The organism is Methylocaldum sp., assembly GCF_035627495.1.
Lineage (GTDB): Bacteria > Pseudomonadota > Gammaproteobacteria > Methylococcales > Methylococcaceae > Methylocaldum.
Window position 1 is genome coordinate 1 of the sequence record NZ_DASPLO010000050.1, and the last position, 24,491, is coordinate 24,491.

A 24,491-nucleotide genomic window follows, 5' to 3' on the forward strand; every position below is an offset into this window, starting at 1 on the left:
CAGCATGCCAGCCGGGTCCTTGGCGACTGGATTAATTTCTACAACAACCGGCGCCCGCATCAGGCGCTCGGGAGGAAAACGCCTGCCGAGGCTTATGCTTTAGCGGCTTGAGTTGAGCAGATTCCGCTGGGTCAATACAATTGTTGCTTCGCGGGACGCGTTCACCGTTATCGCCAAGGTCGCCGGCCAGACGACTATCGCGGTGCTGAGCAATAATTTCGGGCGTCAGGGCAATCAGAGAGTATTTGCCAACCTTATCGACCAGAATTGCCGCTCTTCGGCGCTCTCCGGCTTGCGTTGATGGCCGTTTTGTTGGGGTCACCTCGGACACAGGTATCGCTGCGGGGCTGCCTGCACCGTCAGGCGTTCAGCGGGGGCGCGTTGGATATGGATGCCGCACACCATTTCATCCTCGGTGCGCCGCGACCAATCTTCGGCATCTCGCTTGGTGCGGAAGGTCTTGGCCGTCGCCGGCCAACCTGCCTTTCAAACAACTGCTTTCCAGGTGCATGAAGGGGTCTTGACGATGGTTGCCATAAGTCTCTCGGTACGGTGTCTCGTACTGCGCACTGTACCGAAATTGTACCTTGGCAACAATCGCGGGAAATAAAAAAGGCCTGCATCGCTGCAAGCCTTTGTTTTACTTGGTGGGCCCTCAAGGACTTGAACCTTGGACCAAGGGATTATGAGTCCCCTGCTCTAACCAACTGAGCTAAGGGCCCGGGAACATGGTCACTAATCCATGTCGAGGAAACTACGTAGTTGTTCGGAGCGAGAAGGATGACGGAGTTTCCGCAATGCCTTGGCCTCGATCTGACGAATACGTTCACGAGTCACATCGAACTGTTTACCGACTTCTTCTAAAGTGTGGTCGGTATTCATATCAATTCCGAAGCGCATACGCAACACTTTCGCCTCCCTAGCCGTCAACCCTGCCAGCACTTGCTGGGTAGTTTCGCGCAAGCTTGCAACGGTTGCATGCTCGATCGGGGACATCACTCGAGAGTCTTCGATGAAATCCCCTAAATGAGAATCCTCATCATCACCAATGGGAGTCTCCATGGAAATGGGCTCCTTAGCGATCTTCAGAACCTTGCGGACCTTGTCTTCCGGCATGTCCATGCGTACCGCCAACTCTTCTGGAGTAGCTTCGCGCCCCATTTCCTGCAACATCTGACGCGAAATGCGGTTCAGTTTATTGATCGTCTCGATCATGTGCACCGGAATACGGATGGTGCGCGCCTGATCGGCAATCGAACGCGTAATCGCCTGGCGAATCCACCAGGTCGCGTAGGTCGAAAATTTATAGCCGCGCCGATACTCGAATTTGTCGACCGCCTTCATGAGGCCGATGTTGCCTTCCTGGATCAGATCCAGGAATTGCAAGCCACGGTTAGTATATTTTTTGGCAATGGAAATCACCAGCCGCAAATTGGCTTCGATCATCTCCTTTTTTGCGAGACGTGCCTGGTTCTCGCCGACAGATACACGCCGATTAATTTCTTTTATGTCGGCGATCGACAGCTGATTGTCCTTTTCTACCTGTGCTAGTCTGCTTTGCGCACGTCTCAACTCGTCAGCGTAAGAGACCAATACTTCGGCCTTGCCCGACTCTAATCGTTTCTGGAGCCAATCAGGATTACTCTCGTTACCGATGAAAGAAGCGATAAATTCCGCACGCGGCATTCTTGCTTTGACGACACAGATATCCTGAATGATTCGTTCCTGCTCACGGATTTTCTCGACCGCGCCGTGCAACAGATCGGTCAACTCCTTGAAAAATTGGGGCGTTTTCTTGAACTCCATGAAGCTCTCCGCAAGAGCGTCGAAAGCCTTCTGCGTGCGTTCATGGTGATAACCGTGCTTGTGATGCGCATTGACAGCCGCTTTGTGCTGTTTATTGAAAAGCCCAAGCTTTTCCTTTACCAGTTCGGGGTCCGGCCCACTTTCAGTCTCTTCGAGAATGTCGGTGTCCGATTCTTCGTCTAACAAGACCTCTTCGGACTGACCCGGATCAAAAAAGTCGGATATCAGATCCGACAACCGAGCCTCTCCGTTTTCCACGGCATCGAAGGCCTTGATGAAATGATCCATGGCAGCTGGGAAACGAACCAATTCGTTTGCCGCTTGATTCAGCCCTTCCTCGATGCGCTTGGCAATGCTCAATTCGCCTTCGCGGGTTAATAGCTCGACTGTTCCCATTTCACGCATGTACATGCGCACGGGATCGGTGGTTCTACCTAATTCGGTGTCGACAGATGAAGCAAGTGCCGCCGCAACTTCCGCCGCCTCGTCCTCGTCTTCCTCGGTAACAACGGTGGGCTCGGGAATTAAATCCGCATCCGGCACATCCTCATGCACCTCGATTCCCATGTCATTGATCATGCAGATGATATCTTCCATCTGCTCGGGATCGACGATATCACTGGGCAAATGGTCGTTCACCTCAGAAAAAGTGAGGTATCCTTGCATTTTGCCCTTGGCGATAAGCTCTTTAAGCTGAGATTGCTGCTGTTCCAGATTCATCAACTGACTCGTGACTGCTGTATGGCCGCAAAACAATACAGTATATTAAAAGTTTGAGAAAAAAGGAAACTTACGAATGCCAACCTCATAGACTCATGAGCACTCGCATTTCCTCCCGCTCTTCGGCACTGAGCTGCATTTTTTCCGATTTTTTGATGAGCTCACCCAGACGCTCTCGCTTGAGATGCTGCTCGAAACGCATTAAAGCATCCGAAAACTCAACTCGTATACCGTCCTGGGGCAACAAAGTATCCCAGCGTATAAGATTAGCGATAAACGATTCCTCCGGCGTGCCGCGAAAATGCTCTAGGATACCGCCGCTGGTTATGCTCGGAGTTACATCCAAAATCCCGAGCACCTTTTCGATCAAGTACCCATTTTTTTTGAGGGTGTGCAATCCCTTACGCAGCTCAGCGCCAATCATGACCGCAAGCTCCGGATTTTGCACCAGGAGCGCCAAAAGAATACGCGATGCAGAGGGCCGCATTCGACTTACGGATACAAGCCTTGCTTCCGACGCCCCTACAAGCTTAGCCGATTTATCGGATGATTCGACTACCCCATGCCCCGCAAGTTCCGCCAGACGTTTCTCAATCATTTCACGAAAAACACCTGCAGGTAACTTACCAATCAATGGCTTGGCTTTTTTAACCAAGGCGGCGCGCCCCTCCAAAGCCCCCAAATCGAGCCGCCGCACTAGACACCTGAAAAAATAATCCGAGAAAGGCAGCGCGCTGTCGAGGCGATTTAAAAAAGTTTCCGCGCCCTCAGCTCGCGCCAAGGAGTCGGGATCATGCCCTTCCGGCAGAGCGAGAAAACGGACTTGTCGCCCATCCTGCAAAAAAGAAAGGCTTGCTTCGAGCGCTTTCCAAGCTGCCTTCTGACCCGCAGAATCTCCATCGAAACAAAATATCAGCTCATCGGCATAACGAAACAGCAGCTCGACATGATCGCTGGAAGTGGCAGTACCGAGGGTCGCAACCGCATTGGAAATACCATTTTGCGCCAAGGCGATGACATCCATATAGCCCTCAACCACCACGATGCGCTCCGGTCTTGAAGACTGCTTCAACAGCTCGTACAAACCGTATACTTCCTTGTGCTTTTTGAAAACGATGGTCTCGGGAGAATTAAGATACTTCGGCGTTTCGTCGCCCATCACCCGCCCGCCGAACCCCACCACCCGGCCTCGCCGATCTCGAATGGGAAAGATAATGCGATCCCGAAATCTATCATAGGCCTTATCACCTTTTACGATCATAAGGCCCGCTGCCTCCAGCAGCTCCTGTGAAAACTCGGACGGCAGATTCCGCCAACCCGGCGGCGCATAGCCCAAGCGATAACGTTGAGCAAGCTCTCCACTGACTCCTCGCCCCTTCAAATAAGCGACTGCGCGCGACGCTTCCGGATGGACTTTAAACTGAAGCGCGTAGAAGCGGGAAACAGCCTCCTGTAACTCGTAAATTGCATTCGTGATTTTAGACTGCGGATCGACTGCTACGCTTTGGGCATCTGTCGGAACTCTCAGCCCCACCGATTCTGCGAGACTCTCCACCGCCTCGACAAAGCTCAGATGGTCATAATCCATCAGAAAGCCAATAGCGTTGCCGTGCGCGCCACAACCAAAGCAATGGTAAAACTGCTTATCGCGACTTACGGTAAAGCTAGGCGTTTTTTCGTTATGAAAAGGGCAGCGAGCCGTAAAATTGCTGCCGGCTTGCCTAAGAGGCACGCGCGCATCGATCAGATCGACCAAATCGATACGGGCAATTAGTTCTTGAATGAATTGACGGGGAATCTTGCCGGCCATTGCTTATACCGGCAGGTTCGGTTCATGATGCGCCGCTTATAAGAAACAAAGGAAGGAAACTCAACATTCTAGGCGCTTAACAGGCTTTTGACCCGTAAGCTCACCATCGACATATCGGCCCGTCCCTGCATTTTCGGCTTTAGCACAGCCATAACCTTACCCATATCGCCGATTCCTGAAGCACCCGATGCGGCCAAAGCCTCCCTAATCAGAGACTCCACTTCCTCTTCGCTCAAGGCTTGAGGCAAATACTCCTGAATAACACTTAGTTCCGCGCGCTCCGCAGCAACCAAATCATCCCGCCCCGCCGACTGGAACTGCGTGATGGATTCACGCCGCTGCTTAACCATCTTATCCAGAACGGCAAGGACCTGTGCATCATCCAACTGAATGCGCTCGTCCACCTCGCGCTGCTTGATGCCCGCCATGATAAGCCGGATGACGCCCAGCCGCTCCTTTTCTCCAGCCTTCATGGCGGTCTTCATATCCGCCTGGAGACGTTCTTTCAATACATTCATCGAAAGCAACTATCAGGTCTGCGGGCGCCCTTTGCGGAGATTCTGCAGAGCAAACCGTTCGCGGGAAAGCTTTTTCAAATGCCGCTTCACTGCCGCAGCCGCTTTGCGCTTACGTTCTTCGGTAGGTTTCTCGTAGAATTCGCGACGGCGCACTTCAGAAAGAACGCCGGCCTTCTCGCAGGCGCGTTTAAAACGACGGATAGCAATTTCAAAGGGCTCGTTTTCTCTAAGCTTAATCGACGGCATGTAGCTTCCCAAAATTGACGACTAAAGTGACAAGATTTCCAAGGCGAGATTATCCCGCCAACTTAAAGGATCTAATTATACCCACTACAAACCGCAAGGTAAAAGTCAAATTGTATGTATGTACTCGGTATTGAAACATCCTGCGATGAAACGGGCGTGGCGATCTGTCACACCGAGAAGGGACTTTTAGCCCATCGCCTGTACAGCCAAGTGAAAACTCACGCGGAGTATGGGGGTGTGGTGCCTGAACTGGCATCCCGTGACCACATAAAAAAACTGGTTCCGCTGATTCGGCAAGTGATCGCAGACGCCCGCATCTCCAAACGGCAAATCAACGGGATCGCTTACACAGCCGGTCCGGGACTAATCGGCGCACTGCTGGCCGGCGCTTCCGTCGCCCGCAGCCTAGCATGGACCTGGGGGATTCCGTCCATTGGCGTACACCACATGGAAGGCCATTTGCTCGCACCCTTATTGGAACCCGATCCGCCGGAGTTTCCGTTTATCGCGCTCCTCGTTTCCGGCGGCCATACCCAGTTGGTTGAAGTAGAAGCAATCGGCTTCTACCGAATCTTAGGGGAATCGCTAGACGATGCCGCAGGGGAAGCCTTCGATAAAACGGCCAAGATGCTTGAGCTTGGCTATCCAGGCGGTCCAGCAATTGCAGAACTGGCGGAGGAAGGCATTACGCATCGATTTGAGTTCCCTCGCCCCATGACCGACCGGCCAGGTCTTGACTTCAGCTTTAGCGGCCTTAAAACCCACGCCCTGCAAACGTTCGGCTCCACCGCCAAAACGCGACAGGATAAAGCGGATATTGCCAAGGCATTCCAAGACGCGGTGGTCGATACACTGGTAATCAAATGCCGCCGGGCACTCAAGGAAAGCGGGCTTACTCGTTTGGTGGTTGCCGGCGGCGTTAGCGCCAATCGATCCATGCGCGAGAAGCTTCACCACATGGCACGGGAAGAAAACTGCCGGGTCTATTTCCCGAGACTCGAATTTTGCGGCGACAACGGCGCCATGATCGCATTTACCGGCTGCCGGAGACTGCTAGCGGGCCAAACAGAACCGCCGGAAATTAACGCCTATCCCCGCTGGCCTTTAAGTACGTTGACTCCGCTTAACCCAGCATAAGACCGATAACCTAAACCGGCTGTGGCCGTGAGATTATCAGGCTTTGCGCCCGATCCGAGCTTCCTGCCCTTGGAGCAAACGCTCGATGTTTCCGCGATGCCGCCAAACCAGAAACAAAACCATCACGGCGGCCGCCCCGGTTAAAACTTCAGAGCCGATCAAGAGCCAAACGTAAACCGGCGCAAGCACGGCCGCAACCAAAGCGGCAAGCGACGAGATTCGCGAGACGAAAGCAGTCGCAATCCATGTTGATAGAGCAGCCAGCCCTACCATCCACGAAAATCCGATGAGTATGCCCAAAGCGGTAGCAACGCCTTTTCCGCCCTTAAACTGGAAGAACACCGGATAAAGATGTCCGAAAAACGCCGCCAACCCGATCAGACCCACAATAAACGCATCAGCGTCTAGAGCCTTGGCCAATAGAATCGGAATTAAGCCCTTGGCGGCGTCCCCCAGCAAAGTAATTGCAGCAGCTTTTTTGCTGCCCAAGCGCAGCACGTTGGTCGCGCCAGGATTTTTCGAGCCTTGTTCGCGGGGGTCCGGAAGGCGGAACAATCGGCTTACGATCACTGCGCTGGATAGCGAGCCCATAAAATATGCAAGAGGAACTAAAAGCCATACCGCCATGCGCTTAATGCATCCTGGTTGTCAGGTTTGTAATTTTTGTGTTACCAATTCGCGAAATAGCGAAAACCGATCGGATTAACGATGGACATTATATTTCTACGCGGCCTGCAGATCGAGACAGTGATCGGCATCTACGATTGGGAAAGGAAAATCAAGCAGACCATCCTGATCGATTTGGAAATGGGCACCGACATCCGCAAAGCGGCGGCATCGGACAATATCGAACACACGCTTGATTACAAGGCGGTTTCCAAACGCGTCATTTCCTTTGTCGAGGAGAGCGACTTTTTTCTCGTGGAAACTCTAGCCGAAAAGGTCGCTCAAATTGTTATCGATGAATTTAGGGTGCCCTGGCTCAGATTGACGCTCAACAAGAAGGGCGCGATTCGCAAAGCCAGCGATGTGGGAATCGTTATCGAGCGGGGAGAGAAACAAGAATATGCCTGATGTTTTCCTGAGCATCGGCAGCAATATCGACAGAGAAAAGCACATTCCTTCCGCCTTGAAAGAGCTGGAAGAACGGGTGGGCTCATTAACTGTCTCCAGCGTTTACGAAAGCGAGGCGGTGGGGTTCGAAGGTGCCCGCTTTTACAACTTAGTGGCGGCATTCTTCACCGAACTCCCAGTGTCCGATATCGCGAAAATCCTGACTGAAATCGAAAACAACCACGGACGCACGCGAGACTGCAAAAAGTTCTCCTCGCGCACGCTCGATATCGATTTAATTCTTTACGGCGACGCGGTGCTCCAGGAAGGAAAACTCAAATTGCCGCGCGAGGACATTACCCGTTACGCCTTTGTACTCGAACCGCTTGCGGAAATCGCAGCGAAAAGAAAGCATCCAGTGATCGGCGAGAGCTATGGTGAACTGTGGGCCAAATTCGACAAAACCGACGTGAAACAATGGCGGGTCGGCTCGGTGTCGGATCTTAGCTGATCAGGCTCCGCCCGCCGTCGACAGACAGCATCTGCCCGGTCACGTAAGGCGCATCCTCGACCAGAAACACTACCGCGCGGGCGATATCCGAAACATCTCCGGCACGCTTCATAGGTATGCGGGCAAGGATTTCCGCCTGCTTTGCGATATCCACATCGTGCTCGGGCCATAATATCGCTCCCGGCGCGACTCCGTTGACGCGAATGTCAGGCGCCAATTCCTTGGCAAGGGCGCGGGTCATCGCCACTAAACCGGCCTTGGCAAGACTGTAGACGGAATAGTCCTTGAGAGGATGCTCCGCATAGATATCGCCGATATTGACGATGCAGCCCTTCCGCTTGCGCAGGAATGGGCTGGCTGCCTGAGCCAGGAAGAACGGCGCCTTGAGATTGCTGCCCAAAAGGTCGTCCCACTGAGCCTCCGCGATCATCCCAAAGGGCGTGGGATAGAAACCGGACGCATTATTCACCAGTACGTCCAAACCATCCCAAAACTCCGCCGCTTGGCGGACCAATTCGCTCAGCTTACCGATTTCCAGCAAATCCGCCCGCAACAAACGAACCGAGTCCGCGCGCGTGGCATTAAGCTCATGGCACAAAGCCTCCGCGTCGACCGCCGACCGGTGATAATGCAGCACGATATTGTATCCGGCCGCATGTAGCCGACGCGCAATTTCCGCCCCGATACGGCGCGCCGCGCCGGTCACGAGCGCCGCTTTCATCATCCGACTCCCCATAGCTCTAAAACAGCCTCTATGAGTTATTGCTTTCGAATTGAGCGAACCACTGCCCCGCCCCCAACGGCGAGGTAGGATCGTAATACAAGGACAGCAGCTTGAGATGCCCGAACGGACCCAGCTCCGGACCGGGCAGCAGGGTGCGAAAAACCTCTCCACCCATCAATTGATGGGTGATGGTCTGAAACAGCCGTCCCAGACGTCCGCCCCTGACCATCGTATCCAACATGTGCGGTCCGGCGATGAGGTAAATGGTGCGGTAACCTAGCTCGCCCAGTCTGCGCGTCAGCAAGTCGCCCTCCACCATTTTTCCCTTCCCCGCGAGAATTATCTCGTACCCTTGATTGCGCCAGTGATCAACCCTGCCGGGATCCGCTTGTTCTCCCGTAGCGATATAACACGTCTGCCCCTGCTCCCTGATTGATGGCGGCATGGGAAAGTCCAAGCTGGCGCTCGCGATAATTACGGACGGCTGAGCAGACAGGCCCTGCTTCTCACGCCATTTCGCAAGATCGCGAGTGGTATCTGTCAGGCCGACTTGCAAAATATTGCCCAGGCGTTTCTGCTCCAGCGAGCGGAGATACCCGCCGTGCGTAATCAGGCAATCCGCCTGGCATTCCAGCTCCAGGAACAATCTGAAATCATCCGGCGTGGTCAAGCTCTTGGGAAGGTATGTCTGCCCGCTCGAATCCTCCAATGCAATCCGTCCATCCAAGCTCGTGAGGAAATTGGCGTAGACGAACGGTAAATCAGGCGTACCCTGCCGATGCAGATTCAATTGAAGATAAAGCCCTTCCAGAGTCACTTCTTCAAAAGGCGGAGGAAATAGGCGAAAAACACTTTTGGCCATTTCAGGATGACATGCTAGTTATATGGGTCCGCAGCGGGCAAAAACAATCCTGCATGTTCGATGCAAAACATCCGGAATGTCCTAATATCGAGGCCCACAATTACGGAAAAGATAAACGCCATTCTTAGAACAGACCTAGCCAGCCTACGTCCCTTGGCAACACCGGATTGCCGCCGCAAACGAATGCCTTGATCCAAGGCCCACCATCCCGGATTAAAGCTGGCCGGGGAGGATTGATATGCTAAAATGCCGTCAAAATTTATCACAGCCATTTTTATTCAAGCCGGTACTTCGCGGCTTTTGTTTTTTTGAAGGGGCTCCCGACCTACCGCGGAGACTTGGGCGGTAATAACAACTCCCATCGGTCCGGCCCGGACAAAAGGTTTTTAGCTTTAGCTTGGGAAGGAAAAATACGCATGAAAATAGATCTTATTTTGGCGAAGACGTTCAAGTTCGTGATATTTGTGTTATTCACCTTTATGACACTCGTCTACTTCGGCGTCTTGCTGCTGTTGCCACTGGACATACTGACCCAGATCATCCGCATCTTCCACGGCATCGGCTTGCCGACTGTCCTCGCCGCCGGACTTGGCATCTCGGCCTTGGGTTATATCGGCTATCTCGTCTCCCGCATGCCCGAACTTTACAAACTGGTTATCGATATCGGTGTGCAATTGGTCTCCTTCGGATACAGCCAGATTCAGCGCTTCGATCCGCTCATCAATTCGGCAAAACCGACCGAGACCGGCAGCACCACGACCGCTTAAGGATCTCTCGATCGATCGCGGGATTACGCCATGCATTCCTAAAAAGCGTTCACCCGACAGTCGAAGCTGACAAAAACCCCGCGATGCGGGGTTTTTACTTTGCGCCCCTCGATGCTGTAGCCTATTCCGCAGTCCGCTATCCGTTCCGCCTACACATCGATCAGCCCGCAACCCATGCCTCACTACGACAAAGACACGCTGCTCGCCGACTGGCGACGACGCGCCCTGAACTTTGAGCAGGAGATCGGAAAGGCTGTAATAGGCCTCGATCGCGCCATCCACCAAATAACTCTGGCGGTTTTTTCCCGCGGTCACGTGATGCTGGAAGGCGACGTGGGGGTCGGCAAGACCACGTTGCTGCGGGCGGTCGCGCGCGGATTGGGCGGCGCTTACGAACGAATCGAGGGCACCATTGATTTGATGCCCAACGATCTCATCTACCATACCTACATCAACGAACTGGGCAAGCCGCAGGTCGATCCGGGGCCTATCCTCAAACATGGCGAACAGCTTTCGGTATTCTTCTTTAACGAGGTGAACCGGGCTCGTCCCCAAGTACACTCGCTGCTGCTGCGGGTCATGGCCGAGCGCAGCATCACGGCCTTCAACCGGGAATATTTTTTTCCTCACCTCCAGGTGTTTGCCGATCGTAACCGGGTCGAGAAGGAAGAAACCTTCGAAATCCCCTCGGCGGCGCGCGACCGCTTTCTGATGGAACTGCATATCGAGACGCCGCAGGACTTAGGTTTGCAACGCGACCTGATGTTCGATCCCCGCTTTCACGACACCGATAGATTGATCGACGACGTCCAACCGGGTGCTCTACCCTACCGCGACATTGCGGATATCGCCCGCGTCATTCAGGGCGAAATCAAAGCCAGCGACACGCTGCAACAATACGCACTCCATCTCTGGCAGGCCACTCGAAAGCCTCAGGATTACGGCGTCAAAATAGATGGCGTGGACATGCAGCGGCTTATCCTTGCCGGCGCCAGCCCTAGAGGAATGAGCATGATGATGCGGGCGGCCCGTGTCTCGGCCTGGCTGAATGACCGGACTAGCCTGATCCCCGAGGACGTCCGGCTGGTCTTCATGGACACCACTGCTCATCGGGTCTTCTTCAATCCCGTTTATGAACTTCGCCGCAGCGAACTGGTCGGGGAACTTATGAGCCGTATTCTGCAACGCGTCGCAGCACCTTGATCCCCGAGTTCCATTACCAGGTCGACTGGCGCTCGCCCGGCGTCCACCCCGGACCTCATCGCAGTGCGCAATACGGCGGCGGGTACGAATTCGCCGGTCATGTGCCCTTAACGGCCAATCCGGACCCGCGAAATTTGGACATACGCGCCACGCTGCACGACCCCTTCGGTCAACTCATGGTGCGCACCTTTCGGCAGCGGAGCGCGATTCCTGTTTACGTGGTCGCCGACCTTTCGGCATCCATGGGCTTTCGCGGCACGACATCGAAAATCGAACTGTTGGCCGGGTTTATCGCATCGGTAGCCTATGCCGCTTATCGCACCGGCGACTCCTTCGGCTTTATCGGCTGCGACAGCACGATACGCTGGGACTTTTTTCTGCCGCTGCGCTGGCACAAAGGCGCCGTTCCCGAACTGTTACAGGGCCTACAAAACCTCCGCCCAGAGGGCAAATCCGCCGCCGGGCTGGATAAGGTCGCGCCCTATCTCGGCAAGCAGAGAGCCTTGGTGTTCCTCGTCTCGGATTTCCACTTCGCGCTGGACCGCCTCGACGCGCTGCTAAACACTCTGGTCCGCCACGACGTCGTTCCGGTGGTGTTATGGGACAGCGCCGAGTACGAACGGCTGCCGTCCTGGGGGCTCGTTCATTTCGTAGATCCCGAAACCGGGGTGCGCCGGCGATTATTCATGCGCCCCGCGCTTCGCGATAAAATTCGAGCGTCGTTTGCAAAGCGGCGCGACGACCTGGGAGAGTTATGCACGCTTTACGGGCGAGAGCCATTCTTTCTGATCGACCGCTTCGACCCGGATGCGCTGACCCGTTATTTTTATCAGACTTGAGCGATGCGTCCGTCACTTAAAGTGAATTTCGGCGTGAGCCTGGCGCTCCTGTTAGTTCCCGCCCTCGCCTACGCCACCGAATCGGCGCCTCGAATCCAACTATCGGCACCACGGAATTTCGGTTATGTCATGGGGGATCTTGTCGACTATGACGCCCTCATTACGGTGCCCAACTGTTATGCATTAGAAACCGAATACCTGCCCAAGCCCGGCGCGGTAAGCGAATGGCTGGATATCCGTACCGTCAATTGGACAAAGACCACCGATGAGCGCGCGGTACATTATCGACTGCGACTGACTTATCAGGCGTTCAAAGGCGTACGGGAACCGGAAAAATTGACCATCCCGGCACTGCCGATCCGTTTTCGGGGCCAAGAACCCCTGGAAGTGCAAACGCCGCCCTGGGATATCATGATCGCACCGATCATTCCGCCCGGTGTCGCGGACGAAAAGGTCGAAATTCGCGACTCCACTGTTCCCGAGCCGCTTCCGATCCAGCCACGCCTTCTGAGGCTCATCGCCTACCTCGGCGGTATCTTAGTCGTACTTCTGCTTCTCGCTTGGCGATACGGCAAGTTACCGTTTGCGAGTTCGGCCAGGCCGTTTGCGCACGCCTTACGCGACCTCAAGAAACTCAGCCGCAAGCCGGCCGATGCCGATGCGTACCGGACTGCGGTTAAGGCACTACACCGGGCCTTGGACGACACCGCCGGTTTTCGTTTATTCGCCGCGGAATTGGAGACATTCCTTGCAAACCGCCCGGCGTTTACGGAACTTCGAGACGAGCTGAATCATTTCTTCGCCTTGTCGCGGAAAGTCTTTTTTACAGTTCCCGATGTACCGATTCCGGCGGATTATCCGCTCACCCGGCTAGAAACCTTATGCCGCCGGTGCGCTGCCGCCGAAAGGAGCAGGGTTTGAACATCGGGTTCTCCGCACCTTGGGCGTTGCTGCTCGGGATTACCGCCCTGCTTCCTTTATTTGGAAGCGGACAAGCTGCAATTTCCTACTCCACGACTTTGCTGATCCCAAACGATCCGCTGTCGACAGCACTCGACCGGCTGCTGCGGTTCAGCGCCGCCGCGGCGGCGCTGTGCCTCAGCCTGGGCATCGCAGGTCCCTATTTGCACGAACAATGGGTGGAAAGAACCGGCACCGGGGCTCATATCGTGCTGTTGCTGGACCGTAGCAGCAGCATGAACGAGAACTTTTCGGGCCGCTACATGGGTGGCGGCGCGCAGCAAACCAAAGGCGCCATAGCCCGCAAGCTGCTGGCCGAATTCGTCGGGCGGCGAGAACACGATTTATTCGCCATGATCGATTTTTCGGCCGCGCCGATGTATGTCATGCCCTTCACCCAGGATCGAACGGCGATCTTGGCGGCCATCGAGGCCGCCAGCGGCCGTGGTCACGGAGTGACCAACATCGCGCCGGGATTGGCGATGGCGCTCGATTTTTACAGCGGAAAGCCTTTCACCGGCTCCCGGATCGTCCTGCTGGTTTCGGACGGCGCGGCCCGCATCGAGGAGGAAACCCGTGACCAGCTCCGGCAGTGGTTTCAGGAAACGCAGGCGACCCTTTACTGGATTTACCTCCGCAATCCGAGGAGCGTACGCCTTTCGGAAAAACCGGCTAACCCGGGTGAAAGCACGACGCCGGAATATTTTCTCCATCAATATTTCCAAGACCTCGGCGTGCCTTATCGGGCTTTCGAGGCGGAGAACCCGGAAGCACTGCAACGCGCGATCACCGAGGTGGAGCAACTGGAAAATCTTCCGCTGCGCTATCTGGAAAAACTGCCGCGCCGGGATATATCCGGCTATTGCCACGCCGCAGCCTTGATTTTTCTGGCGCTACTGCTCGGCGCCAAGGCACTGGAGGTGAAATCGTGGCCCACTTGATCGCGTCCTTGATGCGAATGCGGCACTCGCCGGCGCTGATCTGGGGCATTCTGTTGGTGCTGCTGATGGGGATCGTTTACGAAGGCTATGCCGTTTTCCGAATCACCCGGCAAAACACCTTGATCTCCGAACCGGAACGGATCGAGGTCGACGATAAAACGCCGCCCTTTCTGGTATTCGCCAAAGCCCGTCAGCTTGAGCAATCGGGCGAGCCGCAAGAGGCTCTACGCCTTTACGCCAGCATTCTTGACCGTGGTGACGAACAACTTCGCGAGCACGTGCACTACAACCTTGGAACGCTTTATCTCCGAGAAGCCGCCGCGCTCTGGAATGCCAAGGGCGTTTTGGAGTATGTCCGCGTCAACACGCTGGTCGCCTTGGCCAAAGAACAGTTGCAGAAGGCTCTGCGGCTGAATCCGGATAACTGGGATGCCCGCTTCAATCTCGAATACGCGTATCGGATTACGCCGCCGGCCAAGGAGCGGGAAAAGGCGGATTGGCATGGTGCAAAACCCAGCGTGTTCGCCACCGTGCCCACCATTCCGGGCGGCGCGCCGTGAGTACGCGCCTCTTCCGCCGGGACTGGCGCACGGTGGCACTGCTCGTTGCCGCTATACTCGTGGCCCTGACCTTTGCCAACCCGAAACTCCCGCTGCCTCTGCGGGTCTACCGCTATGCCTTCGTCATCGACATCACGCAGAGCATGAATGTCCGTGATTACCATATCGAAAACATGCCGGCGGACCGGCTCAATTTCGTCAAGGAATCGATCCGCCAGGCGGTGCATGATCTGCCTTGCGGCTCGGAAGTCGGGCTCGGCCTTTTCACGACCCAAAGCGTCCAGCTGCTCTTCGAACCCGTCGAAGTTTGCGAACACCTTCCGGTGATCGACGATGTGCTCTCCCATGTCGATTGGCGCATGGCCTGGGCGGCCAACAGCTTTGTCGCTCAAGGCGTTTATGCCGCTATCCGGGACGTAAAAAACCGAGATCCCGGCATCCGGCTCGCGTTCTTCACCGACGGCCAGGAAGCGCCGCCGCAAACGCTAAGCCCCATGTTTACCGGGAAACCGGGAGAAGTCGCCGGCTTGATCGTGGGCGTGGGCGGAGCGCACCCAACCGTCGTCCCGAAATATGATCGCGAAAATCGGCTCGTCGGTTACTGGGAAAACACCGACATCGCGCAAATGCCGGAATCCAGCACAGCCTACGAAACAAAAGAACAGGAGACGGCGCCCCGGCCGCCGCGCGAGGGCTATTATCTCTCCTGGCTGGACGAAAACCGTCTGCGCGAACTAAGCGCGACAACCGGGCTCCGCTACCATCGGCTGGAAACGCCGGAAGATCTTATGGAAGCATTGCGCGCCGCGGAATTCGCCGAGCGCCGCACCACAAATACCGACATCCGATGGCTGCTAGGTGTCGCAGCACTCTTGCTGTTCGCTTCGGTCTACTTGATTGATGGCGGCAAAACTCCAAAGAGGACTTGAACGATGTCCTTCGGGAAAATTCTCATCTATCTCGGTATCCTCCTATTTATCGTCGGACTCGTCCTATCCTATGCACCGGGACTGTTCGGCTGGTTCGGAAAGCTTCCCGGAGATATCCGGATTCAGGACGAAAATCGATATATCTTCATCCCTATCACGTCCATGATCATCGTCAGTATCGTGCTGACTCTGTTGATCAACCTGTTTTTCCGCCGCTAATCGCTTGGTTGCCACATCGGCTTCGGGACACTTCAAATTCAATTCACCGCTCGTTTGAACTAAGCGAGCTCCAGCAGCTTGTCATCTAAATTTCATACTCCCGCCTCTTGAAAACCAGGAGCCGATCACTATATTGTTAGCAGCTCTCGATAGAGAGTGCTAACACCATTATCGTGGTTTTTTGAGATTCAACTTTCTTCAAGGAGAAAACAGTCATCATGAAAATTCGTCCCTTGCATGACCGTATCGTCGTAAAACGCTGGGAAGAAGAAAAAACTTCTCCAGGCGGAATCGTGATTCCCGACACCGCGAAGGAAAAGCCGATCAAAGGTGAAGTTGTGGCCGTAGGAAACGGCAAGGCCCTGGATAACGGTCAAGTGCGCGCACTGGATGTAAAAGTCGGTGACAAAGTCTTGTTCGGCAAATATGCCGGTACCGAAGTCAAAATCGACGGCACCGAATACCTGATGCTGCGCGAAGACGACATCATGGGCGTATTCGAAGCCTAATTCGCGACCCTAACGTTCAGCCTGATTTTGGAGGAATTAACTGATGGCAGCTAAAGAAGTCCGTTTTTCAGATGATGCCCGTCAGCGCATGCTGGCCGGCGTTAACGTTTTGGCCGACGCCGTGAAGCAGACTCTGGGCCCGAAAGGCCGCAACGTCGTGCTGGAAAAGGCGTTCGGAGCTCCGACGGTAACCAAAGACGGCGTTTCCGTCGCAAAAGAAATCGAGCTGAAAGACAAGTTCGAAAACATGGGCGCGCAGATGGTAAAGGAAGTCGCATCCAAGACTTCCGACGTCGCCGGCGACGGCACCACCACGGCGACCGTTCTGGCGCAAGCCATCGTCCGCGAAGGCTTGAAATCGGTGGCTGCGGGCGCCAACCCGATGGACATCAAGCGCGGCATCGATCAAGCGGTCGGCGTCGTGATCGAAGAGTTGAAGAAACTCTCCAAACCCTGCACCGACAGCAAAGCAATCGCTCAAGTCGGCACCATCTCCGCCAATTCCGACGAGAGCATCGGCAAGATCATCGCCGACGCCATGGATAAAGTGGGCAAGGAAGGCGTGATCACCGTCGAGGAAGGCTCCGGTTTGGACAACGAACTGGATGTCGTCGAAGGTATGCAGTTCGATCGCGGCTATCTGTCGCCGTACTTCATCAACAGCCAGGAAACGATGAGCGTCGAGCTCGAAAATCCGTACATCCTGCTGCACGACAAGAAAATCTCCAATATCCGCGATCTTCTGCCGCTGCTGGAAAAAGTGGCCAAATCCGGCCGTTCTCTGCTGCTCGTTGCCGAAGACGTGGAGGGCGAAGCCCTGGCTACCCTGGTGGTCAACACCATGCGCGGCATCATCAAGGTTGCAGCTGTGAAAGCTCCGGGCTTCGGCGATCGCCGTAAGGCCATGTTGGAAGATATCGCTATCCTGACGGGCGGCCGCGTCATCTCCGAAGAATTGGGCCTGAGCCTCGAGAAGGTCGACCTGGGCGATCTCGGCAGTGCAAAGAAGATCCAGATCAACAAGGAAAACACCACGATCGTCGACGGCGCCGGCAAGGCCGAAGACATCAAGGCTCGCGTCGAGCAGATCCGCAAGCAGATCGAAGATACCACTTCGGACTACGACCGCGAGAAACTCCAGGAGCGCGTGGCCAAGCTGGCCGGCGGCGTTGCCGTCATCAAAGTCGGCGCAGCGACCGAGATGGAAATGAAGGAAAAGAAAGCCCGCGTCGAAGACGCGCTGCACGCGACTCGCGCTGCCGTTGAAGAAGGGATCGTTCCGGGTGGCGGCGTCGCCTTCATCCGCGCTCAAAAAGCCCTGAAGGACCTGCAAGGCAAGAACCACGACCAGACTGTGGGCATCGCTATCCTGCGCCGCTCGATCGAGGAACCGCTGCGCCAGATCGTGGCCAATGCCGGCGACGAGCCTTCCGTTATCCTGAACCGGGTTCAGGAAGGCGAAGGCACCTTCGGTTACAACGCCGCCACTGGCGATTATGGCGACATGATCGAAATGGGTATCCTGGACCCGACCAAGGTTAGCCGTTCCGCTTTGCAGAACGCGGCTTCCGTGGCCGGACTGATGCTCACCACCGAAGCCATGGTGGCTGAACAGCCGAAGAAGGAAAAAGCCGCCGGCATGCCGGGCGCTGGAATGGAAGACATGATGTAATCGACTGTTTACGCAGTCGACGGAATCAAAGCCCCGCCGGAAACGGTGGGGCTTTTTCGTCTGGATTTATCTCTTTTTTCTATAAGAAAAGTAATTTTTAGAATTTTTAGAGATCGAACATCGTGTGTTACCTTACTCATTAGAGTTCCTTCCCGAAAACGACATGAGCACTGAATCCTTCGATCTTGACCACTTGAAAAACGAATTAGCCGGAAAGAATCCCCGTCTCATTCTCAAGACGGCACTCACCTGGTTCGACAATATCGCCATATCCTTCAGCGGCGCCGAGGACGTGGTGCTGATTGATATAGCCAGCAAGCTTAAGCCGGGCATACAGGTCTTCACCTTGGATACCGGCCGCTTGCATGCTGAAACTTACAGATTGATAGAGACGGTTCGGGAACGATACCCCATCCAATTGGACATTCTTTTGCCGAATCACGAGCGGCTGGAAGCTTTAGTCAAAGAGAAAGGCTTATTCAGCTTTTACAAGGATGGCCATCACGAATGCTGCGGTATCCGTAAAGTCGAACCACTCCGGCGCAAGCTTCGTCAGTTGGACGCCTGGATTACCGGGCAACGGCGCGACCAAAACCCGACGCGGCAACATCTGGCGGAAATCGAGTTGGACGACATGTTTTCCACGCCCGATCATCGCCTGATCAAATTCAATCCGCTCGCAAACTGGTCGTCGGCACAGGTGTGGGATTACATAGAAGCCTACGATGTGCCCTTTAACGAGCTGCATCGCAAGGGTTTCGTCAGCATAGGCTGCGAACCGTGCACCCGGCCGATTCTGCCCAATCAGCATGAGCGCGAAGGCCGGTGGTGGTGGGAAGATGCCGCGAAGAAAGAATGCGGTCTACATGCCGGGAATCTTAAAACGGCCGAAAAGGTTTAAGGATCGAAACTCATCAGAACTCCGGCCCGCAAGGCCGGACATATCTTGCGAGAACTAGCCCGCATTTCCCCCCTTCATAGCGAGGGCATCGAGACGCCGTTGTGGCGCGTCGCACGGACTTGAGCGGCGGCGAAGGCGTAGCCGGTGAGAAGGAGTACGGCGAGCGAATCGGCGTCCGTAGTAGGAGGGGGTGAGAAATGCGGGCTAACGCACCGGCAACGCAATATTCTCGAACAAGGCCTCGACGTCTCTTTGCTCCCGTTGGGCCATCGCTTGGTCAATCAGCTCCCGAGTCAGATGCGGCGCGAACAAGCGGATAAATTCGTAAATGAAACTGCGGATGAACATATCCCGCCGCAATCCGATCTTGGTGGTGCTTCGGCCGAACAGATGGCTGGCATCGAGCGGAATCAGGTCTGCATCCGCGACCGGATCGTAAGCCATCTTGGCCACGATTCCGACTCCTAAACCCAGCCTCACATAAGTCTTAATCACGTCCGCATCCACCGCGGTCAAAGCCAATTGAGGATGCAGATTCGCCTTCTCGAACGCCTGATCCAGTTGCGAGCGTCCGGTGAAACCGAAAACATAAGTCACGATGGGGTATTCGGCGACATCCTGGAGAGTAAACTCGGTCTTTTGCGCCAGAGGATGCCCTTGCTGCACCAGGATACAGCGATTCCATTGATAACACGGCAGCATGACGAGGTTCTCGAACAGTTCCATGGCTTCCGTGGCGATCGCCATGTCGACCACGCCACGCGAGGCCAATTCCGAAATCTGCATCGGGGTGCCCTGGTTTATATTGAGCTTGATCCCGGGATAGCGGCGCATGAACTCCTTTATTGCAGAAGGAAGGGCATAGCGCGCCTGGGTATGCGTGGTCGCAATGGACAGCGAGCCCACTTTATTATCGCGGTGCTCCTGCGCGATGTGCTTGATGTCCTGAACCTTGCCCAAGATTTCTCCGGCAATGGCCACGATCTGTTTGCCGGCCGCGGTGATTTCCGTCAGGTGCTTGCCGTTCCGCGCAAAAATCGGAAGCCCTAGCTCGTCCTCCAAAAGCCTGACTTGCTTGCTGATTCCCGGCTGCGACGTGTAAAGACTGTCGGCCGTGGCCGAAACATTCAATTCATGCTGCGCAACTTCCCATATGTAGCGTAATTGCTGCAATTTCATAGCGTCGTCGGGTTCATCCCGAGTGATTAGGGAAACGAAAAATTATACTCTTTCCGGCCGTGTCATTTCGTAAGCTCCGGCTCGAATGGCAAATAAATCGTCAAAAAAACAGACGGTTGGACTGACCCTGGAGTCCGGCGGCGGAAAGATTCGCTACATGGCGGCCCGGTTAGTGGGAGGGAATGGCCAAGCGATAGACGTGGATACGACAGATTTCTTTCGTCACTCTAACAACAAGAAAGGCGCTGTTGATTCCAACAGCGCCTTTGAATATGGGTCTGGATTGAATTTTCAGCGTAACTTTACACGACGAAAAGACGATTACACCAACTTTGCCGAGTCCCTAGCGCATAAACCTTCATCGCCTTCGCCGCCGGCGATTTCAGACTATCTTTCCAGATATTCGATCTTATTCGGTTTGCCGTTCCACTCATCTGCGTCTTCCGGAGCGGGCTTGACCTCCGTGATGCTCGGCCACACTTTCGAAAGTTCGGCATTCATCTGGATAAATTGCTCTTGGCCTTCCGGAACTTCATCCTCGGAATGGATTGCATTGGCCGGGCATTCGGGCTCGCATAAAGTGCAATCGATGCATTCGTCAGGATCGATGACCAGAAAATTCGGCCCCTCATGAAAGCAGTCGACCGGGCATACATCGACGCAGTCAGTGAATTTGCACTTGATGCAGTTTTCGGTTACTACGAAAGTCATTTCAAATTTTCCTGTAAGCTGTATGAGGTATCAGGGAACAGCCTGTTTCGCTCGTTATTGGACTCGGCCCTACGTATGCAGTTTCACCGCTCCTTCGAGGAAAACCGGTCGGGTCTGTCTCGCAGTTGGAGCGGTGAGGGCCAGCCTCTCAAAAATTAAGAGGCGCATTTTACATGCACCCGGGTCAATTCCCAAACAACCGGCCGCTTATCCAGTGAATATCGGCTATGTCCTAGCCCTTGCCGCTTCAGGGCAATTTCATCGGCCCCGTGAATACCCAATCGTTCTGTTGGACGGTCGTGTGACAGCCGACACACTCCTGAACAAAATTCGCGTCCTTTCCATACGGTTCCTGCTTCTCCCCTAACCATCGGGCGAAGCCCCAACCGCCCGTCGCAGCAAACTTGGCCGAATCCTTGATCATGAATTCGGCATGGACAAATTCGTCCGGTACCATAGCCGTCGGAAATCTTGGATGGTTCTTTTGTTTCACCACTAGCTTGGCCAGCACCGCTCCATCGGGCCAAGGCTTTGTATTTCCTGCTCTGGCCGCATCAATGGCTACATCGTTGCCCAAAATGGCACGGAGGGTGCCGGTCTCCGGGCGCTGGGAAACGGCGATCAACCGCCAGTCTTTATAGTTTTGCGGAATCGTAATCCCATTGGGAGCTGGAGCCACACTGGCCTGCTCCGCCCAAGCAACTGTCGCAACGACCGCGGCCCCTAAAAGCATCAAAATCTTCTTCACTGCAGGAATCTCCTCTAAAAGTCGTAAAAATAAACCCGTAGCGGAAACGAATACACACCACGACCGCCAACTCAGTTGGGCTGGGGAGGCTTCCCCTACCGAACGTAGGAGCTTGCCGAGACATTGCTCCCACGCTGCCCGATGCAAGTTTCGGCGACATCGGCCAAGGTATAGCGGTGTAAAACATCCATGAATGCCCGATGGGCGCTATATAGAATCGGCTGCACAAGCACGGGGATGACACAGCGCTCTTTTCCCCGGTGGAAACACTCGGCGAGATCGAAATTCGGTTCCGTCAAACGGACAACGTCGCCGATATTGATGGATTCGGCGGGCCTCCCAGCTACCCCCTATCGCGAGTTGCGACAACAGAACCCTGGACCGATAAATTGTGAACAACTTTAACCAAGTGATTGCGTGAGATATTGAGTTAATCGGCACTCTCGGAAATCGTGGCCGCACCTTTCGGCGCCTGAACCACATATAGATCAGGACACGCAAAGAATAATCGGCATATTGGGTTACTGCATGGGCCGATTTTCGGCCTTTTTACCCAGCCTCGCAACGCACAGACCTCCGGAAGTTGACAGGGCAGTTAATCGCCTCATAACATGTATACATGATGCATCTTACGTGCAGCAAACGCGACTAACTCGTTTTTTTGTGCCCCAGAAGATGCATTGATACTACATTTTTGACAGAAAAGCATAATTTAGGAGAACTCTAAATGAGCCAAAGCCTTTTTGAAAAATTAGGGGGCGAAGCCGCTGTAGATGCTGCGGTCGATATTTTTTACCGCAAAGTTTTGAGTGACGACCGAATCGCTCATTTCTTTGAAGGGGTCGATATGGCAGGACAAGCGGCGAAGCAAAAAGCATTTTTGACCATGGCGTTTGGCGGCCCCCATCGCTACTCCGGGCTCGACATGCGCAAAGGCCACGCTCATCTTGTCCAGAACGGATTGAACGACTCGCATTTTGACGCAGTGATGGAGAACCTTGCCGCCACCATGCAAGAGCTCCAAGTGCCGGAAGAGCTCATTGCCGAAGCTGCCGCCATCGCAGAAAGCACCCGCAACGACGTTCTGGGACGATAGCTCGGTATCGTTCAGGGGAGGGAAAATTCGCCATGCCCGATATTCGCTACGATGGACAGACCTATCCGCTATGCGACGGCCAGTCCGTCCTGGAGTGTTTGATTGCGCACGGCGTATCCGTGCCATTCTCTTGCCGCTCCGGTATTTGCCAGACTTGTCTGATGCGGGCGGAGGTCGGGCAACCCCCGGACGCTGCACAAAAAGGACTGAAACCGGCACTAAAAGATCGAAATTATTTCCTGGCTTGCATATGCAATCCGGAAGAAGACCTTACGATCTCGCTGCCGGGCCGCGAGGTTGCTCGGACACCGGCGACCATCGTGGGCATGGAGCTGCTGAACGCCGAAATTATGCACGTCAGCCTGCAATCACACGGACAGCTGGAATACCGGGCCGGGCAATTCATCAATCTATACCAGAAGGAGAACTTAGCACGTAGCTATTCTCTTGCCAGCCTACCGGGCGAAGATCCCCATCTTCATATCCACGTGCGACGAGTTCCGGAAGGAAGAGTGAGCAGCTGGGTGCACGACGGACTGCAGCCGGGTGATACGGTTGATATTCAAGGCCCAAGCGGCGACTGCTTTTATCTACCCGGGGCGCCCGAGCAAGGCCTGCTGCTGATTGGAACGGGCAGCGGGCTTGCGCCACTCTACGGTATCGTTCGGGATGCCCTTGCGCAAGGCCATACCGGACCGATTAGGCTATTTCACGGAAGCCGAAATCGGAATGGTCTTTATCTGATCGGCCAATTGCAAGAGCTTACCCGAACCTACTCCAATTTTGAGTACACGCCTTGCCTGTCCGGTGGGTACGTTCCGAAAGGATTCACCAGCGGAAGGGCTCACCAGGTCGCTTTAAGCGAGGTGCCCCGCTTGGCTGGATGGCGAGTCTTTCTATGCGGGCACCCGGAAATGGTGAAAGTCGCGCAAAAAAAGGCCTTTCTGGCTGGCGCATCCATGAAAGACATCGCGTGCGACGCGTTCACGTCGAACGCGATAACCGGCTGATCTTAAAATATCGGAGAAGGGCTGCACCACGCGTCTATCGTCGACGCCAGACGCAAATCCGCAGGAATCATTACCCAACCCACTCTGAGTGCAGCTCGCGTCGCAGCACGGTGTCCGCTACCTCAGTTTGCAGCTATTGGGGTTACAGTCACGCGAAGCGGTATGAAAGCTTACCGACCTAAGGAATAGCCCGTTCAATCACTATCCTCTTCAACAGTCACCTGGCTTCCATCCGCCGAAATAAATACTTCGATCTTCTTATTCCTTTCATCTCGCCCTTCGAATTCGTATCCGCCGGAACCGACTCCCTTGGCGACTGATTCGATCTCTTCCGGTTTGAAATTGGGAAACCTTGCCTTCAACGCCTCACGGACAACGATCGGGACTTCTTCCAAAGGAATTTCGGTCTCCGCTTCAACCAGCGTTCCCTCTGGAGTCACCTCGACCTCCACCTCCCGGTTCAATGAATCGCGACCTTTCATCTCGTAGATGGCTTGGCCTTTTTCGGTCTCCGTTTCAGCCTTTTCCCACTTGACTCCCGGCACCGCCTTGTCTGCCGCCGCCCTTACCGCCGGTGGCACTTGTTCCAACGGAACATTCTGCTCGGTTGAGCGTCCGTTACAGCCCACAAGGCTACCAAGACTCAGCAAACCAAAGATGATAAATCGCATGATTCGACTCCTCCTTGTGTGATGAATGAAACGCGCACCACTCATTGCATTAGGTTCTGTTGACATTTCGGGAGCTCTCCGGCGATGTCGCTCGCCATTTACGAAATGGCGAACCGATTAGCAGTCACGGAGAATGAATGGCGTATCCTCTTTCCGATTTTGGCGGCTCAAAAACATGTATATATCGGC

At 54.7% G+C, this 24,491-nt stretch carries 30 protein-coding genes and 1 tRNA gene; 18 read left to right on the plus strand and 13 right to left on the minus strand.

Going from position 1 to position 24,491, the window contains the following annotated elements; translation table 11 throughout:
- Window positions 1–111 (plus strand): integrase core domain-containing protein (locus VEB01_RS04105; protein ID WP_324873123.1); only part of this gene is annotated, 111 nt, incomplete at its 5' end.
- Window position 112: 1 nt separating this feature from the next.
- Window positions 113–301: a hypothetical protein gene (locus tag VEB01_RS04110; protein ID WP_324873074.1), complete on the plus strand. Its 189-nt coding sequence runs from the start codon at window positions 113–115 to the stop codon at window positions 299–301.
- Window positions 302–645: 344 nt separating this feature from the next.
- On the opposite strand, the gene VEB01_RS04115 is transcribed toward VEB01_RS04110, so the two are convergent.
- The 5 genes from VEB01_RS04115 to rpsU all read right to left on the minus strand — a co-directional run bounded on the left by VEB01_RS04115 (window position 646) and on the right by rpsU (window position 5,100).
- A tRNA-Ile gene (locus VEB01_RS04115) sits at window positions 646–722 on the minus strand.
- 13 nt (window positions 723–735) lie between these two features.
- Window positions 736–2,526, minus strand: coding sequence for an RNA polymerase sigma factor RpoD (gene rpoD / locus VEB01_RS04120; protein ID WP_324873075.1), 1,791 nt, complete (start codon window positions 2,524–2,526; stop codon window positions 736–738).
- An 85-nt stretch (window positions 2,527–2,611) separates the two neighbouring features.
- Entirely contained in the window at window positions 2,612–4,336 is a 1,725-nt protein-coding gene (dnaG, locus tag VEB01_RS04125; RefSeq protein WP_324873076.1) for a DNA primase, read from the minus strand.
- Between the two features lie 68 nt (window positions 4,337–4,404).
- Window positions 4,405–4,854 (minus strand): GatB/YqeY domain-containing protein, encoded by a 450-nt coding sequence (locus VEB01_RS04130; RefSeq protein ID WP_324873078.1) that lies wholly within the window; start codon window positions 4,852–4,854, stop codon window positions 4,405–4,407.
- A 12-nt stretch (window positions 4,855–4,866) separates the two neighbouring features.
- Complete coding sequence (rpsU, locus tag VEB01_RS04135; protein ID WP_324873080.1) at window positions 4,867–5,100, minus strand: 30S ribosomal protein S21; 234 nt, start codon at window positions 5,098–5,100, stop codon at window positions 4,867–4,869.
- A gap of 114 nt (window positions 5,101–5,214) precedes the next feature.
- Between rpsU and tsaD the strand changes: the two genes are divergently transcribed.
- Window positions 5,215–6,237, plus strand: coding sequence for a tRNA (adenosine(37)-N6)-threonylcarbamoyltransferase complex transferase subunit TsaD (tsaD, locus tag VEB01_RS04140; RefSeq protein WP_324873082.1), 1,023 nt, complete (start codon window positions 5,215–5,217; stop codon window positions 6,235–6,237).
- A gap of 36 nt (window positions 6,238–6,273) precedes the next feature.
- Here the strand turns inward: tsaD and plsY are convergent, their stop codons facing one another.
- On the minus strand, window positions 6,274–6,864 hold the full coding sequence (plsY, locus tag VEB01_RS04145; RefSeq protein WP_324873084.1) for a glycerol-3-phosphate 1-O-acyltransferase PlsY: 591 nt from the start codon (window positions 6,862–6,864) through the stop codon (window positions 6,274–6,276).
- Window positions 6,865–6,945: 81 nt separating this feature from the next.
- On the opposite strand from plsY, the gene folB reads away from it, so the two are divergent.
- Complete coding sequence (gene folB / locus VEB01_RS04150; RefSeq protein ID WP_324873086.1) at window positions 6,946–7,311, plus strand: dihydroneopterin aldolase; 366 nt, start codon at window positions 6,946–6,948, stop codon at window positions 7,309–7,311.
- Entirely contained in the window at window positions 7,304–7,801 is a 498-nt protein-coding gene (folK, locus tag VEB01_RS04155) for a 2-amino-4-hydroxy-6-hydroxymethyldihydropteridine diphosphokinase (protein ID WP_324873088.1), read from the plus strand. The genes folB and folK overlap by 8 nt, the downstream gene beginning before the upstream one ends.
- On the opposite strand, the gene VEB01_RS04160 is transcribed toward folK, so the two are convergent.
- Entirely contained in the window at window positions 7,794–8,525 is a 732-nt protein-coding gene (locus VEB01_RS04160; RefSeq protein WP_324873090.1) for a pteridine reductase, read from the minus strand. The genes folK and VEB01_RS04160 overlap by 8 nt on opposite strands.
- A gap of 28 nt (window positions 8,526–8,553) precedes the next feature.
- Window positions 8,554–9,387 (minus strand): RibD family protein, encoded by an 834-nt coding sequence (locus VEB01_RS04165; RefSeq protein WP_324873092.1) that lies wholly within the window; start codon window positions 9,385–9,387, stop codon window positions 8,554–8,556.
- A 416-nt stretch (window positions 9,388–9,803) separates the two neighbouring features.
- On the opposite strand from VEB01_RS04165, the gene VEB01_RS04170 reads away from it, so the two are divergent.
- The 11 genes from VEB01_RS04170 to VEB01_RS04220 all read left to right on the plus strand — a co-directional run bounded on the left by VEB01_RS04170 (window position 9,804) and on the right by VEB01_RS04220 (window position 18,887).
- A complete protein-coding gene (locus VEB01_RS04170; protein WP_324873094.1) occupies window positions 9,804–10,154 on the plus strand; it encodes a hypothetical protein in 351 nt (116 codons plus the stop codon).
- Between the two features lie 174 nt (window positions 10,155–10,328).
- Window positions 10,329–11,357, plus strand: coding sequence for an AAA family ATPase (locus VEB01_RS04175; RefSeq protein ID WP_324873095.1), 1,029 nt, complete (start codon window positions 10,329–10,331; stop codon window positions 11,355–11,357).
- Window positions 11,354–12,196: a DUF58 domain-containing protein gene (locus VEB01_RS04180; RefSeq protein ID WP_324873097.1), complete on the plus strand. Its 843-nt coding sequence runs from the start codon at window positions 11,354–11,356 to the stop codon at window positions 12,194–12,196. Before VEB01_RS04175 ends, VEB01_RS04180 begins: the two co-directional genes overlap by 4 nt.
- A 3-nt stretch (window positions 12,197–12,199) precedes the next feature.
- Window positions 12,200–13,117 carry a hypothetical protein gene (locus VEB01_RS04185; protein ID WP_324873099.1) on the plus strand — a complete coding sequence of 306 codons (918 nt, stop codon included), beginning with the start codon at window positions 12,200–12,202 and terminating at the stop codon, window positions 13,115–13,117.
- Window positions 13,114–14,097 carry a vWA domain-containing protein gene (locus VEB01_RS04190; protein ID WP_324873101.1) on the plus strand — a complete coding sequence of 328 codons (984 nt, stop codon included), beginning with the start codon at window positions 13,114–13,116 and terminating at the stop codon, window positions 14,095–14,097. Before VEB01_RS04185 ends, VEB01_RS04190 begins: the two co-directional genes overlap by 4 nt.
- Window positions 14,085–14,657 carry a tetratricopeptide repeat protein gene (locus VEB01_RS04195; protein ID WP_324873102.1) on the plus strand — a complete coding sequence of 191 codons (573 nt, stop codon included), beginning with the start codon at window positions 14,085–14,087 and terminating at the stop codon, window positions 14,655–14,657. The genes VEB01_RS04190 and VEB01_RS04195 overlap by 13 nt, the downstream gene beginning before the upstream one ends.
- A complete protein-coding gene (locus VEB01_RS04200; RefSeq protein WP_324873103.1) occupies window positions 14,654–15,586 on the plus strand; it encodes a vWA domain-containing protein in 933 nt (310 codons plus the stop codon). The genes VEB01_RS04195 and VEB01_RS04200 overlap by 4 nt, the downstream gene beginning before the upstream one ends.
- A gap of 3 nt (window positions 15,587–15,589) precedes the next feature.
- Window positions 15,590–15,805 carry a DUF2905 domain-containing protein gene (locus tag VEB01_RS04205; protein ID WP_324873104.1) on the plus strand — a complete coding sequence of 72 codons (216 nt, stop codon included), beginning with the start codon at window positions 15,590–15,592 and terminating at the stop codon, window positions 15,803–15,805.
- A 218-nt stretch (window positions 15,806–16,023) separates the two neighbouring features.
- Window positions 16,024–16,314, plus strand: a complete 291-nt coding sequence (gene groES / locus VEB01_RS04210) for a co-chaperone GroES (RefSeq protein WP_077728447.1) — start codon at window positions 16,024–16,026, stop codon at window positions 16,312–16,314.
- 43 nt (window positions 16,315–16,357) lie between these two features.
- Window positions 16,358–17,986, plus strand: a complete 1,629-nt coding sequence (groL, locus tag VEB01_RS04215; protein ID WP_324873108.1) for a chaperonin GroEL — start codon at window positions 16,358–16,360, stop codon at window positions 17,984–17,986.
- A gap of 163 nt (window positions 17,987–18,149) precedes the next feature.
- The gene (locus VEB01_RS04220; protein WP_324873110.1) at window positions 18,150–18,887 is read left to right on the plus strand and encodes a phosphoadenylyl-sulfate reductase; all 738 of its coding nucleotides are present in this window, start codon (window positions 18,150–18,152) and stop codon (window positions 18,885–18,887) included.
- Between the two features lie 204 nt (window positions 18,888–19,091).
- On the opposite strand, the gene cysB is transcribed toward VEB01_RS04220, so the two are convergent.
- The 4 genes from cysB to VEB01_RS04240 form a co-directional block, all read right to left on the minus strand.
- Window positions 19,092–20,066 carry an HTH-type transcriptional regulator CysB gene (gene cysB / locus VEB01_RS04225; protein WP_324873112.1) on the minus strand — a complete coding sequence of 325 codons (975 nt, stop codon included), beginning with the start codon at window positions 20,064–20,066 and terminating at the stop codon, window positions 19,092–19,094.
- 387 nt (window positions 20,067–20,453) lie between these two features.
- The gene (gene fdxA / locus VEB01_RS04230) at window positions 20,454–20,777 is read right to left on the minus strand and encodes a ferredoxin FdxA (RefSeq protein WP_324873113.1); all 324 of its coding nucleotides are present in this window, start codon (window positions 20,775–20,777) and stop codon (window positions 20,454–20,456) included.
- A gap of 247 nt (window positions 20,778–21,024) precedes the next feature.
- Window positions 21,025–21,525, minus strand: a complete 501-nt coding sequence (locus VEB01_RS04235) for a cytochrome P460 family protein (protein ID WP_324873116.1) — start codon at window positions 21,523–21,525, stop codon at window positions 21,025–21,027.
- Between the two features lie 95 nt (window positions 21,526–21,620).
- Window positions 21,621–21,824, minus strand: coding sequence for a hypothetical protein (locus VEB01_RS04240; RefSeq protein ID WP_324873118.1), 204 nt, complete (start codon window positions 21,822–21,824; stop codon window positions 21,621–21,623).
- A 428-nt stretch (window positions 21,825–22,252) separates the two neighbouring features.
- On the opposite strand from VEB01_RS04240, the gene VEB01_RS04245 reads away from it, so the two are divergent.
- Together VEB01_RS04245 and VEB01_RS04250 are read left to right on the plus strand one after the other, a co-directional pair.
- A complete protein-coding gene (locus VEB01_RS04245; protein WP_324873119.1) occupies window positions 22,253–22,621 on the plus strand; it encodes a group I truncated hemoglobin in 369 nt (122 codons plus the stop codon).
- A 32-nt stretch (window positions 22,622–22,653) separates the two neighbouring features.
- Entirely contained in the window at window positions 22,654–23,631 is a 978-nt protein-coding gene (locus VEB01_RS04250) for an FAD-binding oxidoreductase (RefSeq protein WP_324873121.1), read from the plus strand.
- A gap of 194 nt (window positions 23,632–23,825) precedes the next feature.
- On the opposite strand, the gene VEB01_RS04255 is transcribed toward VEB01_RS04250, so the two are convergent.
- Complete coding sequence (locus VEB01_RS04255; protein WP_324873122.1) at window positions 23,826–24,302, minus strand: PepSY domain-containing protein; 477 nt, start codon at window positions 24,300–24,302, stop codon at window positions 23,826–23,828.
- Window positions 24,303–24,491: the final 189 nt, after the last annotated feature.